Annotated in this window: 18 protein-coding genes and 1 tRNA gene; 7 read left to right on the forward strand and 12 right to left on the reverse strand. The window is 45.6% G+C overall.

The features are described from left to right. Nucleotides 1–45 precede the first annotated feature (45 nt). Nucleotides 46–1776, reverse strand: coding sequence for an alpha-amylase family glycosyl hydrolase (locus tag GO755_RS22505; RefSeq protein ID WP_157587535.1), 1731 nt, complete (start codon nt 1774–1776; stop codon nt 46–48). A gap of 130 nt (nt 1777–1906) precedes the next feature. Between GO755_RS22505 and GO755_RS22510 the strand changes: the two genes are divergently transcribed. Beyond that, nucleotides 1907–3781, forward strand: coding sequence for a glycoside hydrolase family 13 protein (locus GO755_RS22510; protein ID WP_157587536.1), 1875 nt, complete (start codon nt 1907–1909; stop codon nt 3779–3781). A gap of 66 nt (nt 3782–3847) precedes the next feature. On the opposite strand, the gene GO755_RS22515 is transcribed toward GO755_RS22510, so the two are convergent. The 4 genes from GO755_RS22515 to GO755_RS22530 all read right to left on the reverse strand — a co-directional run bounded on the left by GO755_RS22515 (nt 3848) and on the right by GO755_RS22530 (nt 7620). Next, nucleotides 3848–4243, reverse strand: a complete 396-nt coding sequence (locus GO755_RS22515; protein ID WP_157587537.1) for a cupin domain-containing protein — start codon at nt 4241–4243, stop codon at nt 3848–3850. Nucleotides 4244–4410: 167 nt separating this feature from the next. Further along, the gene (locus tag GO755_RS22520) at nt 4411–5226 is read right to left on the reverse strand and encodes a carboxymuconolactone decarboxylase family protein (RefSeq protein WP_198174897.1); all 816 of its coding nucleotides are present in this window, start codon (nt 5224–5226) and stop codon (nt 4411–4413) included. 3 nt (nt 5227–5229) lie between these two features. Continuing rightward, the gene (locus GO755_RS22525) at nt 5230–6435 is read right to left on the reverse strand and encodes an iron-containing alcohol dehydrogenase (protein ID WP_198174898.1); all 1206 of its coding nucleotides are present in this window, start codon (nt 6433–6435) and stop codon (nt 5230–5232) included. Nucleotides 6436–6720: 285 nt separating this feature from the next. Continuing rightward, on the reverse strand, nt 6721–7620 hold the full coding sequence (locus tag GO755_RS22530) for a helix-turn-helix domain-containing protein (RefSeq protein ID WP_157587538.1): 900 nt from the start codon (nt 7618–7620) through the stop codon (nt 6721–6723). Nucleotides 7621–7826: 206 nt separating this feature from the next. Here GO755_RS22530 and GO755_RS22535 point away from each other — a divergent pair, with 206 nt between their 5' ends. Together GO755_RS22535 and GO755_RS22540 are read left to right on the forward strand one after the other, a co-directional pair. Continuing rightward, a complete protein-coding gene (locus tag GO755_RS22535) occupies nt 7827–8744 on the forward strand; it encodes an MBL fold metallo-hydrolase (protein WP_157587539.1) in 918 nt (305 codons plus the stop codon). 103 nt (nt 8745–8847) lie between these two features. Next, on the forward strand, nt 8848–10029 hold the full coding sequence (locus GO755_RS22540; protein WP_157587540.1) for an esterase: 1182 nt from the start codon (nt 8848–8850) through the stop codon (nt 10027–10029). Nucleotides 10030–10192: 163 nt separating this feature from the next. Here GO755_RS22540 and GO755_RS22545 read toward each other — a convergent pair whose 3' ends face one another. From GO755_RS22545 to GO755_RS22570, 6 genes are all read right to left on the reverse strand, one after another. Further along, nucleotides 10193–10750, reverse strand: coding sequence for an RNA polymerase sigma factor (locus tag GO755_RS22545; protein WP_157587541.1), 558 nt, complete (start codon nt 10748–10750; stop codon nt 10193–10195). 389 nt (nt 10751–11139) lie between these two features. Further along, nucleotides 11140–12666: a capsule assembly Wzi family protein gene (locus tag GO755_RS22550; RefSeq protein WP_157587542.1), complete on the reverse strand. Its 1527-nt coding sequence runs from the start codon at nt 12664–12666 to the stop codon at nt 11140–11142. A 71-nt stretch (nt 12667–12737) separates the two neighbouring features. Further along, on the reverse strand, nt 12738–15848 hold the full coding sequence (locus GO755_RS22555; RefSeq protein WP_157587543.1) for an efflux RND transporter permease subunit: 3111 nt from the start codon (nt 15846–15848) through the stop codon (nt 12738–12740). Nucleotides 15849–15916: 68 nt separating this feature from the next. Continuing rightward, nucleotides 15917–16996 carry an efflux RND transporter periplasmic adaptor subunit gene (locus GO755_RS22560; RefSeq protein WP_157587544.1) on the reverse strand — a complete coding sequence of 360 codons (1080 nt, stop codon included), beginning with the start codon at nt 16994–16996 and terminating at the stop codon, nt 15917–15919. A gap of 87 nt (nt 16997–17083) precedes the next feature. Next, nucleotides 17084–18352, reverse strand: a complete 1269-nt coding sequence (locus tag GO755_RS22565) for a TolC family protein (RefSeq protein WP_157587545.1) — start codon at nt 18350–18352, stop codon at nt 17084–17086. A 103-nt stretch (nt 18353–18455) separates the two neighbouring features. Then, complete coding sequence (locus GO755_RS22570; RefSeq protein ID WP_157587546.1) at nt 18456–19148, reverse strand: response regulator transcription factor; 693 nt, start codon at nt 19146–19148, stop codon at nt 18456–18458. A gap of 456 nt (nt 19149–19604) precedes the next feature. Here GO755_RS22570 and GO755_RS22575 point away from each other — a divergent pair. The 4 genes from GO755_RS22575 (at nt 19605) to GO755_RS22590 (ending at nt 22281) form a co-directional block, all read left to right on the forward strand. After that, a tRNA-Arg gene (locus tag GO755_RS22575) sits at nt 19605–19679 on the forward strand. 113 nt (nt 19680–19792) lie between these two features. Continuing rightward, complete coding sequence (locus GO755_RS22580) at nt 19793–20947, forward strand: tyrosine-type recombinase/integrase (RefSeq protein WP_157587547.1); 1155 nt, start codon at nt 19793–19795, stop codon at nt 20945–20947. A 71-nt stretch (nt 20948–21018) separates the two neighbouring features. After that, a complete protein-coding gene (locus GO755_RS22585; RefSeq protein ID WP_157587548.1) occupies nt 21019–21906 on the forward strand; it encodes an AbiJ-NTD4 domain-containing protein in 888 nt (295 codons plus the stop codon). A 75-nt stretch (nt 21907–21981) separates the two neighbouring features. Then, the gene (locus GO755_RS22590; protein ID WP_157587549.1) at nt 21982–22281 is read left to right on the forward strand and encodes a hypothetical protein; all 300 of its coding nucleotides are present in this window, start codon (nt 21982–21984) and stop codon (nt 22279–22281) included. A gap of 769 nt (nt 22282–23050) precedes the next feature. Here the strand turns inward: GO755_RS22590 and GO755_RS22595 are convergent. Beyond that, nucleotides 23051–23251: a hypothetical protein gene (locus GO755_RS22595; RefSeq protein WP_157587550.1), complete on the reverse strand. Its 201-nt coding sequence runs from the start codon at nt 23249–23251 to the stop codon at nt 23051–23053. Nucleotides 23252–23326 lie beyond the last annotated feature (75 nt).

Genomic DNA, 23326 nt, shown 5'->3' on the forward strand with positions numbered 1-23326 from the left:
GCTATAATCTATTGACTGAAGAAACGGACAAAAGGTACCATGAATCTACGATTTAATTTCCAGCACGTATACTGCTCGTGGAGGTAAAAGAATGGGTACACCTGCTAAACCAACTGTTTCAATCTGAATGCCACTAATAAAAATATCGCTGAACTGATACGTACCCGCTGGGTCCAGTCCCATCGCTCCAAAGGCAGGATTCGGTATTATAACGGTTGTTTCATAGGTGTTATAATTCGAGAAATTACAGACAATTAGTAATTTTTGACGTTCGGTATAGCGAAGATAGCTGTAGACCTGATGGGCGTCATAACTCGCACTTTGGCCATTGTCGTTGGCATACTGTAAATCGTAGAAATACCCGTTCTGAATCGCGTCAGAGCCACTAACAAGGTAATTTAGTTGTTGATAAAACAACCGCAACTGGCGCTGGCTTTCGGTTAAGCCACCTCCGTCGTAACGTCCCTGATTGACATAGCCCTGCCAGTCGGCCAGCCCCCAATAATCGAAGATGGTTGTACGACCGTCGTCGCCACTAAAGCCTTCCACTCCCTCGGCCCGTACACCAATCTCCTGCCCGAAGTAGAGCAACATAGGACCCGTATGCATGGTGGCGAGGAGTGTCATGCCCGGAATGGCCGCCCAGGGGTCGTTGGTGAAGAAGCGGGAGGCAATTCGCTGTTCGTCGTGGGTTTCTAAGAAACGAAGCATGTGTTGGGCAAAATCGCCGGATTCCTGTTGCCATACACGAGTAAGATCATAACAGGAGCCATGATTTTCCATAAGCCGCCGAATAGCATCGTATAAACCCACTTTATCGTACAGATAATCGAATCCACCTCCGAAAATAAAGGAACGATATAAGCCTGGATCGTAAATTTCAGCGATGAAAATTAGGCGAGGATAGCGCTGCTTAACCCGACTGATCGCCCATTGCCAGAACTCAACGGGTACCAGGTGGGCCATATCACAGCGAAACCCATCAACACCTTTGTCGGACCAGAACAACAGAATATCAAGCATCTGATGCCAGGTTGCCGGAATAGGATCGAATTGGGTACTTCCGTCAAAAATATTGAAGCCGTAATTGAGCTTTACCGTTTCGTACCAGTCATTGATATCAGGAGTAGCCGTAATCGATCCGCTACCAGTCACTTTGGCTGGAAACTCATGTAGCTTGTTGGTATTATTCTGCTGATGATATAAGTAGTCTTGTGGCCCGACAAACGTTTGCCCCGGCAGATAATAAAAATTATTCTTGTTGGAAAATGCCACACTTGTATCGTCGTCCTGGCCAAGATCTACAACGTCCGCTGGTTTTACATCAGATTGGTATTGCCGGGCAACATGGTTCGGTACAAAGTCGATGATAACCTTCAGTCCATTGGCATGCGTTCGTTGCACAAGCGCATCGAACTCGTCCATACGATCGGGTACATTAACGGCCAGATCGGGGTCAACATCATAATAATCTTTAACGGCATAAGGCGACCCAGCCTGCCCTTTCACAACGGCTGGGTCATCGGGTTGAATTCCATCGGCCGAGTAGTTGGTTTGGGTCGCGTGCTCAATAATACCTGTAAACCAGATATGCGATGCCCCAAACTGCCGGATGGATTTTAGGGCTGCATCGTTGATATCGTTAAATTTTCCGACACCATTTTCGTCACGGCTTCCGTTTGTCTGGTTTGTGGTGTTCTGATTGCCAAACAGGCGTGTAAAAATCTGGTAAATAATCAGTTTGTCCATCACCGGGACAACAGACGCAGTATACATAGGTCGGCTTAATTCAGGTTTCGGAAACAAGTCAGGTTCGTATCCGCAAAACTATGGCCTTTTTCAACGAAAATCTTGGGTTATTTTTACGTTCTTGTTGCATTATTCTTAGTTCTGTTAATTGCTACCTATGAAAAGACTCACTTTTACGCTCTTAATCGCTCTGCTTTCGGTTTTTAGCACTGCTTTTGCTCAAAATGCCCTGATTCAGCGCGTTAATCCTACCAACTGGTGGGTGGGTTTGAAAAACCCAAATCTGCAACTATTAGTCTATGGCCCCAATGCCGGAACGTTAGCTTACTCGCTCAATTATCCGGGAGTGAAACTAGTAAAAGCACACACTGTCGAAAACCCGAACTATGCCTTTCTGGATCTTGTCATTGCGCCAACGGCAAAACCGGGTACACTTAATATTGTGGGTAAACGAGGGAATCAGACCCTCACCCAACCCTTTGCGTTGAAAGCTCGTGACGCCAGCCCTAAAGGGCAGGGAGTTACGGCTGCTGACTTTATTTATTTAGCCATGCCTGACCGTTTTGCCAACGGCGATCAGAGCAACGATAAATTTGCGGATATGGCCGACCCCAATGCTGATCGTGCCAACCCCTTCTACCGGCATGGGGGCGATTTGGCCGGAGCCGCCCAGCGAATTAATTACCTGAAAGATTTGGGCGTTACGGCCATCTGGTTTACGCCTGTGCTCGAAAATAATCAACCTCTTACGAATGAGGGTGGCGCCATGCGTTCGGCTTATCACGGCTATGGATTCACTGATCACTACGCTGTTGACCGGCGCTTTGGCGGGAATGAAGCCTATAAATCGTTTGTAAAGCAGGCGCATGCAGCAGGCATGAAGGTGGTGCAGGATGCGGTGTATAATCACTGCGGTATCAATCACTGGTTTATTAAAGATATGCCCAGCAAAGACTGGCTTCACCAGTGGCCAACGTACACCAATACATCGTATAAATACCAACCCATCACCGATCCGCATGGAGCCGAAAGTGATCGAAAAGTGACGCTCGATGGGTGGTTCGTTCCATTCCTGCCGGATCTTAATCAAAGTAACCCGTTTGTGGCCAATTTCCTGATTCAACACGCCATCTGGTCGGTCGAAAATTTTGGCGTCGATGCCTGGCGTATCGATACGTACATGTATAACGATCAACCTTTCATGAACCGTTGTAATCAGGCGCTGTTGACCGAATACCCCAAGATTCACATCTTCGGCGAATCGTGGGTCAACAACGTAGTGGATCAGGCGTATTATACCCGAAACAAGATCGATTTCCCCTTTAAATCGAATCAGCCCGGTGGATTGGATTTTGTGGTATATGCGGCTATGACCGATGCGCTGAAGCAAAAATTCAGTTGGGATGATGGCGTAAATCGATTCTATCAGGCCTTGGCTCAGGATGCCGTTTATCAAGACCCTACTAAACTAGTAACTTTCCTGGATAACCACGACACCGATCGCTATCTGTCGGTTATTGGCGAGGATTTCGAAAAATATAAAATTGGCCTGACTTGGCTGCTGACCACGCGGGGAATTCCGTCTATGTACTACGGCACCGAGATTCTGATGAAGAACTTTAAAGATCCTTCGGATGCCGAAGTTCGACGTGATTTTCCCGGTGGTTTCCCCGGCGATAAAGACAATAAATTCGAAACCGCCGGGCGTACAGATCGTGAAAATGAGGCCTATCAGTTTGTTCGTAAATTGGCCACTTATCGGCGCGATAATCCCGTAATGCACGCCGGAAAACTGATGCAGTTTCTGCCACAGGAAGGCACTTATGTGTACTTCCGGTACGATAATAACAAAACGGTGATGGTAGCCACTAACACCAATGAAAAAGAGATTACGCTCAATACTGCTCGCTTTGCTGAGCGATTGAAGGGGTTCTCATCGGCAAAAAATGTACTGACTGATCAGGCATTGGCTGATTTGAACGATATCAAACTACCCGCCAAAACAGCTTTGGTATTGGAACTGCGGAAATAGGCTGGCGTATTTGTTTGTGCATTCATCGAGATAAAAATCCACCAGGATGATTGTTGAGTAGATAAATTATTTCGGGCTTGCTACTGGTTCTAGCCAGGTCACTATTCCTTTCTCTGTATTGATGTTGATCGCCGTATGGATCATTCTGCCATCGGGAGATGCGCCATGCCAGTGTTTAATACCTGGTAGAATATTTACGACTTCGCCTACTTGAAATTTTTGTAACGGCTGCCCTTCTTCCTGATAGTAGCATACGCCCTCCTTTACCATTAATATCTGGTTAGCAGGGTGTATGTGCCAGTTGTTTATAACACCCGGCTCGAACAGCACGTCGGCAACGCTGCAATTGGTTATATCGTCTGGGACGACTAACGACTTCACGTATACATTCCCCGAAAAATACTGTACGGCACCCAGTTGATAACCTTCAGGTATGTCCTTGTTTTGAGCTTGCTTTTCCATTTTACGTTAAATTGATAATGATACACTTAGTGGCTTACAAGCCCTAAGGCTGATACGGTTAGCTAATTGTTTCCAGGCGTTCGTTTTTGAATTTGTTTACGTTTTAGCGTTTGTCTGTTGTGGCCGTTGGCTCTTCGGGCTTTGCTTCCCGGATCACGCTGATGGCGTTAGAAATACGTGGGAAGCCAATGTAGGGGGTAGAGCTGCACCATCGCTGACAGCATTGTTTCTTTATCGTTGCCGACTTTTAGATTACCCGATGCGTGGGATACCATTTGCCGTTCAGTACCACCTAGGGTGGCCAGGGCACACAAGATCATGAGTTCTCTAGTTTTGAGATCTAAACCGGCCCGCGTATAGAAATCACCAAAACAGGATTCTGTCAGGATTCTTGGCACTGCATCGGCGAACTCACCCGGCAATGTTTTCATGTTTTGTTTCATGCCGTCGCCGTAAAGGGGAGCTTGCTTTTCTTTGCCTTTGTCAAACCGCTCTCCTTCGCGTACAGTCCCCTGATTGGCCAATGGCAATTTGATACCTCGGCTTTCGAACACTTTATTAATGGCTTCCATTGCATTCAATACCTTTGGGTAGCCAATGAAGGGGGCTAGCTGATAAATCACTTCCCGAATTTCAATAGGTGTTACCCCAACATTCAATGCGGCATTGGTATGCGGAGTTAATTGCGGAATCGTTTGATTGGTGGCCAGGGCCGTTAGGGTAATCAATTCTCGTGTTTTATCGGTTAAATTACCGATATAGAACACTTCGCCAAAGATGAATCGTTGCAGAATGGTCAGCAATTCAGGATCGGTTTTGCTGGCCATAATCTGTTGATTGAATAATTCCTGGTATTTTTTCTCGGTACGTTCGACGCGGTTCATATCTGGACTTTTTTGATTGGCGGGCTTGCTGGATACCTGACCCAGCAGGGAAGCTATCGGGAGAGTTAGCATTATGCCCATTAATAGCAAGCGTTTCATGGATTAAGCTTGGTTTATGGTAGACATCTTATAATAAGCGGTCGTATAGATCGCCACACAGTCTTCATCACTCAGGGGCACTCGGTCGGCCAAAAACAAGCCACCCATAGTAGCTCTTGCATTCACCGTAAACTTGCCAAACTCATCCGGAGAAATACCGTAATCGGCCATGTTCAATTGAGCTACTCCACATTCGGCCATCAGATGGGTTAGGGCCGTTATAAATTCTGTCGGCTCGGTCGCATCGGGTATACCCATGACGCGGGCGAGTTGTACGAACCGCTCATCACAGACGTGCTTGTCGATCATATCTGTGAAATAGGCTTCGCAGAGAATAAGCAGCCCTGCACCGTGCGGTAGATCGGGATAAAAAGCCGTCATCGCATTTTCGAGCGAGTGCTGGGAGATCCCGCTGCTGAGTTTCATGATGATCCCCGACATCAAATTACCCAGCGCAATTTGTTCTCTGGCGTTGAGGTCATTGCCATGATTAACGGCCTGGGCAATGTGGCCTGCAATGGTCTCTACGGCGTTCAGCGTGACCACATCGCTCAGCGCGTTGGCTGTTTTGGAAAGATAGCGTTCGATGCTGTGAAACATCGCATCGAAACCCTGATAAGCCGTAAAAGCGGGTGGAACGCTCATGGTGAGTTCCGGGTCGATCACAGCGAGTACCGGGTACGTATCATCAATGCCGAAGCCTACTTTTTCATTGGTTTCTTCATTGATGATCGCACCCCATGGGTCGACTTCGGAGCCAGTTCCGGCGGTGGTCGGAATGGCAACAATCGGTAGAGGTTTGTGTTCAACGGGCTTTTTTTTACCGGTACCAACTGCGATATAGTCCCAGAAATCGCCCGGATTAGTCGATACAACTGCAATTGCCTTGGACGCATCGATTACACTACCCCCGCCCAGCGCTACAATGAAATCACACTGGTGCTGGCGAGCCAGTATACTGGCAGCCATGACCGTTGATTTGAATGGATTGGCCTCGATCTGATCAAATAGCACCGTGTCAATACCTGCCTGTTTCAACTGCGCTTCGGTTCGGGCCAGATAGCCGTGCTGCCGGGTCGATTTGCCGTTGGAAATGAGCAGTAATGCTTTCTTTCCCGGCATGGGCTGGCTATGCAGATTGGTTAACTCCCCACGGCCAAAGACAATTCGGGTGGGAACGAACAGACTGAAATTTAATTTAGTATCCATGTATAAACATCGAGTGCTTTTGAATTATAAGTTAGTAAGCTTCAGAGTTATAGATTGAAATTTTGCTTCGAGTGCGACCGGTAGAATTTCAGTACGCATGACTGATTTCACCATCCCTTCGCCTATCTATCTGTATTTTAGACAATGAGTCGTCTATTGCTGGGCTTTATGAGTCGCTTTAGAAGCATAAAGCTCAAACAGAGTCAGGTGAGTGGGACTTTCTTTTGAGACTGTACCACACGTCAACAGTGCGCTCACTATACTGTTGCAGTCGTCCTGCGGTTGCTAATTCGATGAAAGCCGGTATGCACTAGGGGATTGTCCCACGTGCTGCTTGAAGAGTCGTGTAAAGTGCTGTGGATATTTGAAGCCCATTTCATAGGCGATCTCACTGAGTGACTTGCTGACATTAAAGATCTTTTCTTTGGCTACCTCAATGACTTTAGTCTGGATGTAGTCCTGGGCTGATTTGCCGGTTTCCTTCTTGACCAGCTCTCCGAAATAATTAGCCGATAAATTCAGTTGTTCGGCACAGTAGCTAACCGATGGTAGACCTAATGTTTGGGGTTGATCTGAGTCAAAATAGCTATCCAATAGTTCCTCAAACCGAACCAGGATATCTTTATGAAGATGCTCTCGGGTGATAAACTGCCGGTCATAAAACCGAACGCAGTAGTTGAGAAACAACTCAATCGTGCTGACGATCAACGTACGGCTATGTTTATCAATAGGGTACTCTAGTTCGTACTGGATTTTCTGAAAGCATTCCAGCACAATTTGTCGTTCCCGATGGGAAATGTGCAGCGCTTCATTGATGTCATAACCAAAAAAGTTATAATCCTTAATATGCTTTCCCAGCGAGGTGCCGCGAATCAGATCGGGGTGAAAGGCCAGTGCCCACCCATTGGGTTGCAGGGATTCTTCGTTCTCATCAAATCCAAAGACCTGGCCCGGTGCAATGAATAATAGCGTCTCATCCTGGTAGTCGTATTGATTACGTCCATAGCTCAGTGGAGAACAGTGGGCATCTTTCAAAAAGACAATGTAGAGTTCCGACAGGTGACGAAAGGGATGAATGGGCGTTGATTTGGACTGATCCAACACGCTAACCAGTGGGTGCTGGGTTTGCTGTCCTCGCTGAGTGTTGAACTGGGCAACGCTGTCTACTTTTTTGATTTTATCCATCGGCTTGTAAGTCAACTGACTCAAAAGTAACAGCCGAATTTTAGGAGTGTTCACCGGGTAGCCTCAATCGGTAATATTGGTAAGTAAAACCGGAATCTGTATAAGCGGCTGACCACAAAAACGCAGGACCTTTGTCCCATCAATTAGCCAAATCGCCTGTGGTCGAAGTCGTTTCTTCCCTGGGAGAGGTAAAAAATATAACACCGATGATACGTGCAAAAAAATGGGCATTCCTCATAGTTATGGGTATTTTCCTGACGATCAGTGCACAAGCACAAACCGCGGCTGACAGCACAAAAAAGGTCGTTAAGAAGTACCAGGCCAAGGCGCCGAAAACGCAGCCCTTTGGAGCCAGTGCGTTTGCAGCCTCAAAACAAACCACAATCCGATGGCTGGGCTTTGCGGGCTTTTTTGTCAACTCCCGCGGGACTACGTTTATGGTTGACCCGTTGTTAGAAGGGTTTGATATGCCCGTCCTGATTGATTTTCCGATTGCGCCCAAAGATGTTCCCAGGCTGGATGCTGTATTGGTCACGCATGCAGATAATGATCACTTCAGCGTGCCGACCAATCAGGATCTGAAAGGCGTCACTCGCGTATACCACTCGACAGTCTATGTCGACTCACTAATGAAAAACTTAGGCTTACCATCTGCCGGACATAACATTGGTGATACATTCAAGTTTGGCCCCATACGAGTCAAATTAACGCCTGCAGATCACGCCTATCAAAATGCGTATCCGGGGATGAGTAAGCGACGTTTCAAGAATGAAGACGCCTGCGGCTTCTGGATCGAAACACCCGATGGCAATATCTGGGCACCAGGCGACTCCCGTCTAACACCGGGCCACCTGACGATGCCTATACCGGATGCTATTTTCTTTGATTTTTCGGACAGCGAATGGCATTTCACGTTCGAGGGAGCAGTTAAAATCGCCAATGCCTATCCTAATACCCCGCTGCTACTTTGCCATTGGGGCTCAGTTGATGCACCTGATTTTAATCCGTTCAACGGCGACCCCGAAAAGCTGGCGAAAGCGGTAGTTAATCCGGGACGAATCAACGTGTTGGCACCAGGTGAACCGTTTACGCTCAATAAGCTGAAAAAATCGACAGCGAAGTAGCATGAGTACGACTACCGGCAATCGGTTGAAATTGGCGATGGTCAGTATTGTGTCTGCCCAAAAGAGTAAGTAGTGAATCTGGAGCTGTACTTAACTTCAAAACATGAAAAAATTGCCTTTATTGATTTTACTGATTGGACTTACGATACGTTCAATGAATGCCCAGCAGGCGCTTACTAGAGAGCCTCAACTTATTTCGCCTGAAATCCATAAAGATAAGTCGGTTACGTTCAGACTGAATGCCCCGAAAGCATCTACAGTTACAATTACTGGGGGCTGGATGAACAGTGTCGGCGTTACGCGTCCTTCCGCCGAAATGAAAAGAGGGGAGGATGGCATTTGGACGTACACAACGGACGTTTTGTCGCCTGAATTTTACTCCTATTCGTATGTCGTGGATGGTATGAAAACCGTTGATCCTGCTAATGCGTATGTCATCCGTGATGTTGCCAATGTATCGAATGCCTTCATTATTGATGGTGGGTATGCCGATCTTTACAAAGTGACTGAAGTGCCTCATGGAACGGTTAGCCGTCGCTGGTATAGCTCTCCCGGAAATAATAAGGTTCGTCGGGTTACTATTTATACACCTCCAGGATATGAAAACAGCAAAGCCAACTTCCCTGTACTGTATTTATTGCACGGCATTGGGGGGGATGAGGAAGCCTGGATGGGTTTAGGTAGAGCTTCCCAAATTCTGGATAACCTGATTGCGCAGGGTAAAACCAAACCCATGATTCTGGTCATGACCAATGGCAATGTCTCCCAGGAAGCCGCACCCGGCGAAGGAAGTGAAGGGTTTACAAAGCCAAGTTTTATGCTTCCTCAAACGATGGATGGGAAATTTGAAGAAACCTTTGGGTATATACTGAAATTCGTTGAAGGCAATTATCGGGTAAAGGCCACAAAAGAGAGTCGTGCCATTGCCGGTTTATCTATGGGTGGTTATCATACATGTTACATCTCCCAAAACTATCCCAACACGTTTGATTACATGGGACTATTTTCACCTGCCCTGAACAATAAACCCGAAGATCACTCTGAATCACCAGCTTATCAAAACCTGAAGGAGAAGCTGGTGATTCAGAAGCGCAATGGCTATAAATTGTACTGGATAGCCGTCGGGAAGAGTGATTTTCCTATCTTATTAAGTGGCATCCAGGACTTCCGAAATCAACTGGATGGCATTGGTATGAAATATGATTTTTTAGAAACGGATGGTAGCCATACCTGGGCAAACTGGCGCAAGTATTTGACGGAATTTTCTCAGAAAATCTTCAAATAGAAAGTCAAACCAACTCCCTTTCACGTATCCCCTTATACGTAATTCGCCCTTTATTAGAACAATAAATGACGGATTTATTATTGGGAACATCTCATATAGAGTGTCGAACTTTGTGAATAGTCATCAGATGGGGCATACTGAATGCGGGCTCAGCCGAAATCGATCAGTCCAATACCCGTTGGGCACAGAGACTTTGCACTTTCTCCCGACTCCGCTTGAGCCGCATTTTGACCGCACTTGGCTTGATATCGTACAACTGAGCAATCTCCTCGATACTCATGCCATCCTCGTATTTCAATCGGAGTAAGTTCTGCTCTTTGGCTGAGAGTGTTTCCATGGCCTGCTGAACCACCTGAAGTGTATCTTCGTGCAACTGAGCTTCTGGTAAGTCAGATTGATCATGGCCAATGCCATCTTCCTCCCAAGTCGTTGTTGGTAATCGTTTAGCTAACCGAAGCTGATCAGCGCAGTAATTGTAAGCAATCGAATAGAGCCAGGTAGAGAAGCTGGAACGATTTTGAAACGAATCGAACTTTTCGAATACTTTGAGAAAGATATCTTGCGTATAGTCCTGAGCCGTGTCCTCGTCTTTGGTCATGCTCAGGCATTTTCGATAAACTTTGTCTACGTATTGTTTGTAAAGACTCTCAAAGGTATCGACTGGTGGTTTGTCATATAGCCGCTGCTGGAGCTGGCTGCTTGTTAGCAGAGTTCGTTTCATTATAGTTACATTATACAGGCTAGGTACTGGTTACGGTTACAAATTTAAGATAGATGTATAAGAATTACTATATTGGTTAAACTAAAATTTGTTAAAACATTTAATGTATCTACTTTTAATGTGTGTGAATGTAATTTATTTAACATATAATTTGTATTTATTGGTAAAATAGGCGGATTTAGGTCAGTTTTTGGCGCTAACCACACAATTGGGTTAATGTAGGTATTATACTAAATTTACTGAACGGTAGTGATTTTAGGGCTAATAATAAAATAATTTAGGAATTATGGCGCCTTTATAGTGAAAATAATAGTTACTTTATGGTTATTTATGTTAACTATAGCGATACAATAAATAGGAATTTTCTGGTAAATAGTCGGTATCGTTTTCTATCGTTTTGCAGTTGATGTTGACCACTCTTTCCGAATACCAATATAAAACCCAGCCGCAGTAGGATAAAGGCCGCCTTCATCTAAAGCAAATGATGAGGTTGCCTGTAAGCCTTGCAGCCAGATCAACGGAGCAGCTACGGTCAGTATGCCCGAGAACTGATAAATTGGTTGAGGGTAGGGAATTGTATAGGTTCCTAAGTTTCGACTATAAGATAATTTACTTTGAATGGTTACAGGGCCTGACAACCAGCGATGAGTACGGGGAAAAAGATTGCCCATAATACCCAGATGCCACACCTGCACCCGATTGTCGCTGGTAAAGGTTCCGTACGGAAGCGCATTATTGGGGCCTAAAGCGGGTGGAATAAAAGGGGTACCAATTCCCAAACCCTGATAAGACCAGCCATCGCGAAATTGGGCGTGATTAAAGTAATCAACCCGGCCTCTATGTTGGGGATCATTAATAATAAACTCATCTCCCCCCTGATTGGCCGTATTTAGGTATTCAATCAATACTTGCTGGATAACTGCCTTAGGATTTCTGGACCGGATACGTAAACCGTTCAATCCATCAGCCAGACTCGTTCCGTAGAACAATGCGCCAGTTTCATAGGGATTCTGCCGGTAGAGATAATAGGTGAGGGAATTGGTAGCCAACTCCAGAGCAATATCAACCGAACCTAAGTGGTTGCCGACTCGGTTAGTCAGGTCAAAATCTGTATAGGCGGCCGCATTCGTGATGCCTGAATCGGAGGATCGAAGCCCACTCACTAGACTCAGATAGTCCTTAAAACTCGATGGTAATTGCTCGCTTGTGATCAAGCCTATTTTTAGTAAATCAGGACTTTCTCCGCCCCACACAACCTGATGATTTAGACCCCCATAGGCCTTGAAACGGCTTGCTGGTTTCCCTAATCGAATATAAAAGGACTTTTGATGCAGCAGGGTGTGTTGTACAAACCGCCCACCCAGCCAACCGTGGGCGAAACTTCCCTTAATGGCGACAAAGTTTTTGGTAAAACCAAGTGGTTTAAATGATCGAATTTCGAGCTGTACTTTGGGGACAGGCAAGGCATTCCCCGACCAGGCATACGAGCCTGTTGAGAGCGTCGAATCCGCTAATCCAAATAATTCCCTCCGACGACCGGCATAAAACTCTACTGTTCCATAGCGTATTTTGACGTATGCTTCGGGTAGAATAAGTTGATTGGCGACTCCACCATTAGCAACCACTTCTGTGCCATAGCCCCAATCGAATCGCCGACGGCTGCCTGCTTTTTCATTGGTCTTAAAAGATCGGTAATCTGAGTAAGCGCCCAACCTAATCGTACCAATCGAACCTTTCAGGGGAACAATCCCATACTGATTGGTTCGTAGCCAAAACGGTACCGATGTTTGGCTGGTGATATAACTGCCCAGTTCAGCCCGAAAAAAAGTGCTCCTCAGTGAGTCAGTACGTTGCGCCAAACAACCCGATATCCCCAGGCAGTATCCTAAAAAACACAATCGGTAATGCTGGGTCATGTATTCGGTATTTATGTTTTGTGGTATCAGACACTCATGTCTGATACCACTATACTGTTAGAACATCATTGTCAATCCAAATCGCTAAACCGGTGCACATGGTGCCGGTTAAAGAGCCGATAAATGATAGGAAAGATCAGTAAAGTTAATACCGTTGCGGTAATCAATCCCCCAATAACGACGATGGCCAGCGGCTTTTGGGTTTCAGAACCAATACCGGTCGAGACGGCAGCGGGTAGCAGACCAATAGCTGCCATGAGCGCCGTCATGACTACGGGCCGAATGCGGGATCGGACGCCCTCCCGAATAGCTTCATCGAGGGGCATTCGATCGTTACGATTCTGATTAAAGACTGAAATCAGGATGACCCCATTCTGAACACAGATACCGAACAGCGCAATAAAGCCCACACCTGCCGAAATTCCAAAGTTCATCCCCGTTATATGCAGGGCCAGAATACCGCCGATGAGTGCAAAGGGCACATTGAACAGAACCAGGCCAGCGTCTTTGGCATTACCGAATGTGATAAACAGAATGACGAAAATAGCAGCAATACTGATCGGTACGACCTGACCAAGTCGCCCGGTGGCACGAACCTGATTCTCAAATTCGCCAACCCATTCTACCGAGTACCCTTTGGCGGTCTGGAGTTTCTGCTGGACCCGTTGCTGCGCTTCAGCAATAGTACCGCCCAGATCACGGCCACGTACCGAGAATTTTACCCCAATGAAGCGTTTGTTGAGATCGCGATAAATGAACGCTGGGCCTGTGATTTTTCGGATGGTAGCAATTTCTTTCAGGGGAATTTTGCCGCCACTCATCGTTGGCACCATTAACCGCATAATATCATCTTCACTTTTACGATACTGGGGCAGAAAGCGAACCCGAATGTCGAACTTGCGTTCTCCTTCGTACAGAATGGACGCCGTTTTGCCCCCAATCGCCATTTCGATGACAGCCTGAGCGTCGGAAGTGGACACGCCGTAAAGGGCCATTTTATGATCGTGAAGCAGCACGCTCATTTCCGGTTGTCCCACATTTCGGATGATACCCAGATCCTTAATGCCCTCAACGTCCCGAACTGCATCCATAGCCTGATTGGCATATTTTTCCAGTTCGTAAACGTCTGGCCCGAAAATCTTGATTCCGTTGCTGGCTTTGTAGCCGGCTACGGCCTCGGCCACGTTGTCGATAATTGGCTGTGAGTAATTGTATAAAACACCAGCGTAGTTCTTCAACTTGCCGTCCATTTCATCGGTCAATTGCTCAACAGAAATTTTTCTCGACCATTCTTCTTTAGGCTTCAAATCGACCTGAAACTGACAGAAATAGAAGCCATTCGGGTCGGTTCCATCGTTGGAACGCCCAACTTGTGAGAGCACCTGCTTTACTTCGGGAAACGTATTCAGATCCTTACGAATCGTTTGAGCCATATCGACACTTTCGGGTAGCGACATGCTCATGGGTAATTCGGCGGTTACCCACAGTGCTCCTTCGTTAAGCTGAGGCAGAAACTCAGTGCCCAGCATCGTAGATGAGAAAAAGGTTGCCACCATAAAGCCAATTGCCGCAACCAGACTAAGTCGGCGGTGGCGAAAGCACCAGCCAAAACCAGCCATTACGATCCAGTTGAAAAAATTGACGATGGGATTATTTTTCTCCCGGACGTTTTTCCGAAGGAGCATCGAGCATAGTACCGGTACGAGTGTGAGGGTGAATAATAAGGCACCCAGTAAGGCAAAGCCCAATGTCCAGGCCAGAGGCGAGAACATCTTACCTTCTACTTTCTCAAAGGAGAAAATGGGCAGTAAGGCCGTGATAATGATCAGTTTGGAGAAGAAGACCGCTTTGCCCAAGTCGCCACCTGTTTTTCGAATCAATCCGAGTTTGGCCATTTTGTTATAGCGTTCCATGCCAACTCGGTGAGCCAGATGATCCAGTGAGACGAAAATACCCTCAACCATGACTACAGCTCCGTCGATAATGATACCAAAATCGACCGCGCCCATCGACAGCAGATTGGCCGACATGCCGCGTAGTTTCAAACACATGAACGCAAACAACAACGCCAGCGGAATAATAATCGAAACGATCAACGTGGTGCGCCAGTCGGCCATAAACAGGAACACAATGACTGTTACCAGAACAATACCTTCGGTGAGGTTGTGGAGTACAGTATGTGTACAAAACTCGATGAGGTTGTCGCGGTCATAGAAGGTCACCATCTTCACATCGGATGGGAGTACCTGTGTGTTTAGCTCCTCAATTTTAGCCTTTACCCGGCCTAGAATTTCGCTGGGATTTTCGCCCTTCCGCATCACAATAATGCCCTCTACAACGTCATCGTTGGTATCCAGACCGACCTGTCCTACGCGCGGTAAATTCGATTCAGCAACTTCTGCTACGTTTTTAACCAGCACCGGATTGCCGCCAACTTCCTCGATCAGAATATTTTCGATATCCTGAATAGAAGTCAACAGGCCAATTCCCCGAACCACATAGGCCTGGGCGTTATGTTCGATGACATCGCCCCCCACATTGATGTTGCTGCGGGTTACGGCCTGGTATACTTCCAGCGGAGTAATGTCGTATTTGGTCAGTTGGGTCGGATTAACGCGTAATTCGTAGATCTTATCGCGACCACCAAACGCGACAATATCAGCGACGCCTGGCACGCTCCGTAACTGCCGATCAACGACCCAGTTTTGCAGTGTGAGAAGTTCACGGCTATCGCGATTTTTGCTTTCGAGCGTATAGCGAAAGATTTCTCCGGTCGGGCCATAGGGCGGCTGGATTTCAGGTTCAACTCCGTCGGGCAATGCTACATTGCGCAATAAGTTATTCACCTGCTGGCGGGCAAAAAAATCATCGACCCCATCGTCGAAGATGATTTTCATGACCGATAGGCCGAACATGGTTGTGGAGCGGACATTGCTTTTCCGTTGAACAGAGTTCATGGCCACCTCAATCGGTACCGTCACGAAACGTTCAACTTCTTCTGCGGAGCGGCCATTCCACTCCGTCACGACAATAATCTGGGTATTGGTTACGTCTGGAAAAGCTTCCAGCGGGGTATGTAAATAGCTGAATATACCAGCGATAATCAGCCCTAAGGTCATGAAGAAAATAAAGAAGCGATTCTTCAGCGAAAAGCCGACCAGGCTACGGATGAATTTGTTCATGGAGAGGGGCACGGGGCAGGGAGCTCGGAGCAGGGCGAAAACCGAGCTCCGAGCTCTCTGCTCCTCGCTTAATTATTAAGTGCGTTGTAGACCAGCAACTGATTTTTGGAAATGACTTTTTCGCCTGGTTTAATGCCTTGCTTGATGTAGGCCCTGTCGCCGAGTGATTTGAGGACATCCACTTCGCGGGTTTCAATATCGGAGCGGCTTCGGAAGACCAAAACGTACTGCTTGGAGCGGTCGAAGATGACGGCATCAGACGGCACTGTGGCCAGTTTGCCTCCGTCTTCATAGCGTAGAGTTACGGTCGCATGCATCTCCGGACGAAGTTTCATGCCCTGATTGTTGAGCCGAATCCGAACGGTCATCGCCTTGGTATTAGGGTCCAGAACGGTATAGATCTTGTCGACCTGTCCCTTGAAATTCTCATCAGGATAACTCAGCGTTTGTACGCTGGCTTCCATGCCTGTATACACCTGCCGAATGTCGCTTTCATTGACATTGGCTAATACCCAAACCTGGCTAATCTGACCGATTGTGAATAGATTATCTGCGTTATCGGAGCGGAGCTGCATGTCGCGATTGACATTCTTTTCGATGACGTATCCGTCAATAGGCGCTTTTACGGTATACATCGACGCTTTCCCGATACCATAAATCCGCGACACTTCTTTAACTCGATTGGCTTCTGCCTGCGCCTTTTCTACTTCTTTCTGAGCGGCTACTACTTCGCGCTGGGAGGTAAGTTTGGTTTCAAACAAGTCCTGGGCAACCCGAAGGTTCTTTTCGGCCACTAATAAATCTGACTGCGCCTGAATCGACTGACGTTCCAGATCGGCAACCTCTCCAGATCGGATAGAGGCCAGCGTTTGCCCTTTATGGACGTAATCGCCTAACTCTACATTTACACCTTCTACGTTTCCACCCACCAATGGAAACACTTTAATAACCCGATTTTCGTCGGCAACAACCTTGCCCACCAGGGTTAATTCACTTCGAACAGGTTGCGTTATGGCGCTATCTATCCGAATACGATGCATCATTGTATCGGAGAGCATAAAGGCTCCGGCTACTTCAGGCGTCGGTTTCGGACCGCATGAACTAACAATGGTCAGGCTACCGAGTAACAAAAAAACGTTGATTCTCATAATTGTTTTATTGAACCGGACAGCTTATCCGGCAGTATGAAGGATAGCACGTTGCTGATGATTGGCTAGTTGAGCAGACGCCCAGCTTTACTTAAATAAATCTTCGCCAATGAGGTAATTGAGTTCTTCGTAGGCGCTTACCCGGTCGGCCTTCAGTCGATTGAGTTGACTAATGCTATCATTGTAGGATTCGATCAGATCGACAAACTCCAGCAGAGTGATATTGCCCTTTTGAAAACTGGTAACAACGCCCCGGTTCAACTGATCGAATTGGTCGGTAAAGGACTGCTCAACCGCCTGTACCCGACGCTCTACTTCCTGTACTTTTTGCAGGGCTGTAGCCATTTCATTGCCTACCTGCATTGCTTTTTGTCGCTGGAGTTGTTGCTGATACTGAATCTGACTGCGAGCTGCCCGAATGGCTCCCTGATTTCGGTTGAATACCGGAATATCAGCTGAAACAGACAGGCCAACATAGTTCTGAATGTAGCTACCCGCCTGGTCGTAGGTGCCTCCTACACGCATATCGGGCACGGCTAAGGCGCGTTGGAGGTTATAATTCAACTGCGCCTGTCGCGTCAGCGATTCCGTCGCTTTCAAGTCGGGTCGGTTGCGTAACGCCATTTGCTGAAGCGTGTCTTCGGTCTGAGCAGGCAAGTGATAGCGCGCCAACGTTTCATCAACAACCTGAGGTTTAACCGGCTGATCGATTGATAATAACGTGCGTAGTGCCCGTTGGTCGTCGGCCAATTGAAACACAATAGCTGTGCGATCATTATTTAGTTGAAACAGCAAGGCTTTGAGACGAAGTAGTTCTCGGAGTGATACATTGCTCCGCGAATACTGGATTTCATAAGCCGCTACAGTCGTTTGTAAAGTAGCGAGCTGCTGATCGAAACGAGCCAGTGTTTTTTGTTGGAAATAAATCGAGTAGAATCGACTGCGTAGATCGAAACGTAGACCCCGGAGTAGATCCAATAGCTCAAATTGGGTTAATTGAGTTGCTTCTGAGGCTAGTGCAATCCGCTTATTTCGTTTGCCTGCTGTATACAGTAATTGCTGTATGGAAACAATTTTCTCTCCCTGAGCGCCTACATCAAGCACCCGACGAGCTTCATTATTATAGGCACTCAGTTCGATACTGACCGAAGGATTATCGTACAAACCCGCCTGCAGCACTTGCGCCTGACTGGCATCAATACGAAACCGTTCAGCCAGCAGCAGTAAATTATTTTTGATGAACAGGCTGTCGGCCTGCTGCAAGGTAAGCGATAGGGAATCCTGTCCAAGAGTACTTTGTGATCGAACAGAAGAGGCACTTAGAAAAAGAAAAAACAGAAAAATAAACAGTCGCATGCGTTAAGTGATAGACAGCGACAAAGGTCTATTGTGCAGGTTACAGCAGGCTTAATGAAAAGTTATAATCTCTATAGAAAACAATTAGAAAATGATTAGAGGCTTATTCTTCTTTAAGCACATAGCCCATACCCAGTCGAGTATGAATCAGTTTGGGCGTAAAATCGCGATCAATCTTTTTGCGCAGGTAATTAATATAGACTTCTACAACGGTAGAACTTGAGTCATAATGACTAGACCATACCTGCTCCGCAATATCCAGTCGACTCAATACGCGTCCTTGATTTCGGACCAGGTATTCTAATAGCGTAAATTCACGAGCAGTAAGATTGATTATGGTTTCTCCCCGTCGAGCTTCTTTGGTGATGACGTTCACGGTTAAATTGGCGATCTGCAAGACTTTTTGTTTATCGGCAGTTGCCGCGGTCATAAATACTGAGCGCCGTAGACAAGTCTTTATTCGGGCAATCAACTCCCGAAAATCAAATGGCTTGACGATGTAATCATCGGCTCCCAGCGCAAGTCCTTCTTCCTTATCCTCTATTTCTCCCAGCGCCGACAGTATGATAATTGGTAAATGGGGTTTTGCTGCTCGTACGCTACGACAAACTTCAAAGCCATTAATATCGGGTAGGTTGAGATCTAAAATTAATAAATCGACGTCTGGTTGCAGGGCTACCTGTCTCCCATTGCCGCCTTCATAAACAATTTCAGTAGCATATCCTTCTGCCTGGAGACCACGGCTAATCGTTTGAGCAATACGTCGGTCGTCTTCAATAATTACTATTTTTTTCATGCAGAGGACCTATAAACTAACATCCACAAACGGGATATTGAATGATTAAGGCTTAACAATAAAAACACCAGATTAAAAAAGTCTGGTGTTTTATGTCTATCCCTTAAATGACCAATTCTAAAGCAAAAATAATTTCCTGCTATTAAGGCTGGATTAGAGTGACATTAGATTTTCCTTAGATTACGATTATAGCTGCCTATGTCTATTCATTGCCTTGTAAAATATTGTTTTTTAAGGACTTATATACTTAGTAGATTGTTTGGCCTGAATGCTACTAGATTGAGTATTATCGGAAAAATTGCCGCAAAGCGCGACTGGAGAAAGAGATGTTATAGAGTCGTTCAAGTTTGTTTTATGAGCTGTCGTTTGCGCTTTTTTCTCTGATTTTTTAAAATATAGGCTCTATTTGAAGTAGCAGGGCTTTAAATTGTAGAAATAGGCTTACTTTTGCGCAATGGCTTTATGGTGTAATGGATAGCATCACAGTCTTCGGAACTGTTGGTTGGGGTTCGAGTCCCTATAAGGCCACCAAAGTTGATATAATCCGCGTGTACGATCTGTAGACGCGGATTTTTCATTTCAACATCGCTTCAACACTGGCCACAGGCGCTTCAGAGAGCATTGTATTTCAACACCACTTCAACATGAAGTTTTCCTACAAGCTGCGCATCAACCGGCAGCGCATTCGTATCGATGGTACAGCAGCGCTATTTTTTCAGATAATTATTAATAGCAAAAAGACGACCGTGCCCCTGGATCTGCACTGGCCAGCCGAAAAAGTTGATGAGGAAAAAGAGACGATTTTGCCCCGGCAGCGTGGGGATAAATTGCATGAAGATTACTGCCGGGCGATTGAGCGGAAAGCTGGAGAGATTAATGAGGTCTTTATCTGGGCCAGGCTTTCCAGAATTGAGCTGACAGTCGATTCGTTTCAGCGGGAATTGGCCAACCAGCATTCGAGAGATGATTTTGCGGCTTACTGGGAACGAAAGGTCGAGGAGAACCACCAGAAAGGGCGGATTAAAAAAGCTACATGGTCAGCTCAGAAATCCTCCCTGGCTACGCTTAGGCAGTATCAGGCAAGGGTTCCTTTCTCAGAATTATCAACTACCTGGCTTGATGATTATAAAACCTGGCTGTTTCGACAGGCGGGATCTGGCAATACGGTCTGGAAAAAGCTCAAGGACATGCGTACCTATTGCAATTGGGCAAAGAAAGACCAGTACGTATTTACCTATCCGTTCAAGGGATTTAAAATGCCAAAAGTAGTTGGACGGGTGGACTATCTAAATGAAGAGGAGTTTTTGACCTTGAAGCGGCACTTTTATTCTGATAAGCTAGAAGAGGGGCACGTTACCACCCTTCGGGCATTTTTGTTCAGCTGTTACACCGGCCTTCGGATCAGTGATCTGTTGGCCATCACCTGGAAAGAGGTTCGGCGCAATACCCTACACTTTAAACCCTATAAAAAGACGCGGGATATAATGGAAGAAATTAAGGTGCCGCTACATCCCCAGGCCGTGGCTCTGATCACCACCCAAAAGGGCAAACTCTTGGAAACCGTGGTCGAACAGTCGATGAACCGAACGATTAAAGTGATTGCTGGCCGACTCGACCTAAATCCCAAAATATCCTTTCACTGGGCCAGGCACACGTTTGCTACCCGGTTCCTACGCCACGGTGGACGACTCGAAGTACTCCAGCTGCTACTGGGTCATAAACACATTGAAACGACAATGATCTATGTGCACGTCGATGAGGAGCGAAAACGAAAGGAGATTGATTTGATGCCCGAATAGTAAACATCGTGTCAACACTTTCTAAATCTCTGAAAATATCTTATAATCAATCCTTTAACGCTACAGTAATAATGGATAAACTTTTCTCAGAACGATACGGCTACGTTGTTAAACAAGTACAATTCGGCTCCTTGGATAGAATAACAAAGAATTTCCTTTGGGAAGAGATTTACTTCTTCTTTATGATCCAAATTGAAATAGATCTAGAAGAAGATGATTCGAGGGCGGGGAAAAACCTGCTAATGAAGATAGATAGAGAAATATTTCATAATTCTTTATTGGTTTTCCCCAGTAATGATCCAAAGCAGGTTATCAAAAGCTGTGAAAATTTGGTCTTAAATAGCTCATGGTACTTTATTTTCGACTTAGTTGAAATGCTAGTTCAAAATGGATCTAATGTTTTTGAGTCGAAATCTGAATACAAGAAAGCCCTTAAGCTCTTCATTAAGGCATTCAATAAAGTATTAGAGGAGCAAAAAGCATTATACCGGTTAGCTTCAACATTGGTTGTACCGATTACAAGTGAGGCAGAGTTATCTGTTCTAAGTGACGCTCTTGAGGATACAGATAAATTGCCTACTGTAAATGGGCACCTAATAAAAGCCCTTAAGCACCTGTCCAATCGTACCAATCCCGATTATCATAATTCTATTAAAGAATCCATTTCGGCCCTTGAAGCTTTGCTGGGAATAATTGTTGCAGACCCTAAGAAAGACTTTTCTGATGCAATAACACTAATAAAAAAGCGGAAAGTAATTAGTGTAAATATGCACCTGGAGAATACGCTGAAGAGTATGTATCGATGGGCAAGTGATGAAGGGGCAATCCGCCATGCAGACAAAGGAAGTGATTCAGTTATTGATTTAGATGACGCTAAACTCATGCTGACAACCTGTAGTGGATTAGTGAGCTACTTGATCGCAAAGTCAATAAAAGCAGGTATTGAATTTCAGAAATAAAGGTATTTGACAAATTACTGGCGAAATGAAACCCGCCTAAAAATCAATCGTAATTCACTTTAACTACATATATATATGGCTAATTACTTTACGAGGGTAGAAGTACACGGAGCAAAGCCTGGTGACGATACCTATCCCAAACTTCACGAAGAGATGGAAAAGCGCGGTTTTATCCGCGAGTTTGAAGATCAAAAAAAGAAACTGCCTGATGGTTCATATTTATTGGTAAAATATGATGATTTACCTGCAAGGGCAATAAACCGATTAGCACTTCAGGCTGTAGAGGCTATTGGGAAAAAGGCTTCTATAATATCAGTCAAATTCAATAAAAGTGAAGATTTTAGTGTTTATAATCTTGAAACTTTAGACGAGTAACTTCTGATATCGTTGGATTTTTCAAAGATAGGCTAACCTCCGAGCGTTTTAGCATTTTGCTAACGATTCTTTGAAAATTTTCTTAACATAAAAACGGTTATACGACAATCTTGAAATAGTTACATGTTAGTTTTTTCGCGTAGTGGCTTCCCAATTGTTGTACAATTCTAATTTACCCTTTTTTATTGGTGGTGCATTCGCTCGGCAACGGCTACTAGGTACATCTTATCAAGTACGTCGTACTGCTCGGCCAAGCGCAGTAAGGATTCGTTCTTAGGCCTGGAAAAGTCCGCCAAGTAGATGTCTTAGCGAATATTGCTGGCGATTTCTTGCTAGTAAAAATGGTTTTATTTTTCCTACAAGACTGCTTCTTTCCCCAGCAATGGATGAGATTTACAAAGACTTTACAAGTTGGAATCAACTACGTCAGGCACGACCAGCACTTTAATTTAACTACAGACAGTAATCAGCCCTTAAAGCATGATTATCATCCTATTTCCAAGAGAATCATTTTCCCAAAAAGGTTGCCCCATACGGTACCAAACAAAATAGCCTTATACTGTAGGTATAAGGCTATTACAACACCTAATTGAATACCACTACAGGCCTAATGATTAATTGGGTCAGTCAATAATGATATCATCCCCATATTTTTCTCTAATTCGCTGTTCGGCTGCCCGTTTTTCAGCTATATTCTTTATGTTCAACAATCCAAGGGCAACGCCAATGACTACTACTAATAAGGTTACTAGGACAGTGCTTGTTGTTCTTATCGGGATTGACGATGTTGAAAGTTGTCTGGAAACTCATTTAGTTCCTCCTGGATAAGTTGTTCTAGTTCATTGACAACAAAGTCATCGTCAACCTCAAATCCTTCGGTAAGCAGAGTTTCATACAAGCTATTAGCAGCCTCATCAGCTATTGATCCAGCCTTAGCTCGTAGGCTTTTAGTAGTTTCCTTGTTAGTCATGGGGAAAATAGTACCTAGCCATTTAGTTAATGAAACCAGATTGATTAAGTAAATGCTAGTGGTGTAGGGTTAAGC

Origin of the sequence: Spirosoma arboris (assembly GCF_009754945.1) — a bacterium.
Taxonomy (GTDB): domain Bacteria; phylum Bacteroidota; class Bacteroidia; order Cytophagales; family Spirosomataceae; genus Spirosoma; species Spirosoma arboris.

Excerpts from the sequence above, each read along its gene's own strand:
- GO755_RS22555 (WP_157587543.1), bottom strand. The coding sequence starts at position 15,848 with ATGAACAAATTCATCCGTAGCCTGGTCGGCTTTTCGCTGAAGAATCGC.
- GO755_RS22570 (WP_157587546.1), bottom strand. The coding sequence starts at position 19,148 with ATGAAAAAAATAGTAATTATTGAAGACGACCGACGTATTGCTCAAACG.
- GO755_RS22540 (WP_157587540.1), top strand. The coding sequence starts at position 8,848 with ATGAAAAAATTGCCTTTATTGATTTTACTGATTGGACTTACGATACGT.
- GO755_RS22535 (WP_157587539.1), top strand. The coding sequence starts at position 7,827 with ATGATACGTGCAAAAAAATGGGCATTCCTCATAGTTATGGGTATTTTC.
- GO755_RS22510 (WP_157587536.1), top strand. The coding sequence starts at position 1,907 with ATGAAAAGACTCACTTTTACGCTCTTAATCGCTCTGCTTTCGGTTTTT.
- GO755_RS22585 (WP_157587548.1), top strand. The coding sequence starts at position 21,019 with ATGGATAAACTTTTCTCAGAACGATACGGCTACGTTGTTAAACAAGTA.
- GO755_RS22525 (WP_198174898.1), bottom strand. The coding sequence starts at position 6,435 with ATGGATACTAAATTAAATTTCAGTCTGTTCGTTCCCACCCGAATTGTC.
- GO755_RS22515 (WP_157587537.1), bottom strand. The coding sequence starts at position 4,243 with ATGGAAAAGCAAGCTCAAAACAAGGACATACCTGAAGGTTATCAACTG.
- GO755_RS22560 (WP_157587544.1), bottom strand. The coding sequence starts at position 16,996 with ATGAGAATCAACGTTTTTTTGTTACTCGGTAGCCTGACCATTGTTAGT.
- GO755_RS22530 (WP_157587538.1), bottom strand. The coding sequence starts at position 7,620 with ATGGATAAAATCAAAAAAGTAGACAGCGTTGCCCAGTTCAACACTCAG.
- GO755_RS22565 (WP_157587545.1), bottom strand. The coding sequence starts at position 18,352 with ATGCGACTGTTTATTTTTCTGTTTTTTCTTTTTCTAAGTGCCTCTTCT.
- GO755_RS22550 (WP_157587542.1), bottom strand. The coding sequence starts at position 12,666 with ATGACCCAGCATTACCGATTGTGTTTTTTAGGATACTGCCTGGGGATA.
- GO755_RS22595 (WP_157587550.1), bottom strand. The coding sequence starts at position 23,251 with ATGACTAACAAGGAAACTACTAAAAGCCTACGAGCTAAGGCTGGATCA.
- GO755_RS22580 (WP_157587547.1), top strand. The coding sequence starts at position 19,793 with ATGAAGTTTTCCTACAAGCTGCGCATCAACCGGCAGCGCATTCGTATC.
- GO755_RS22545 (WP_157587541.1), bottom strand. The coding sequence starts at position 10,750 with ATGAAACGAACTCTGCTAACAAGCAGCCAGCTCCAGCAGCGGCTATAT.
- GO755_RS22505 (WP_157587535.1), bottom strand. The coding sequence starts at position 1,776 with ATGTATACTGCGTCTGTTGTCCCGGTGATGGACAAACTGATTATTTAC.
- GO755_RS22590 (WP_157587549.1), top strand. The coding sequence starts at position 21,982 with ATGGCTAATTACTTTACGAGGGTAGAAGTACACGGAGCAAAGCCTGGT.
- GO755_RS22520 (WP_198174897.1), bottom strand. The coding sequence starts at position 5,226 with ATGAAACGCTTGCTATTAATGGGCATAATGCTAACTCTCCCGATAGCT.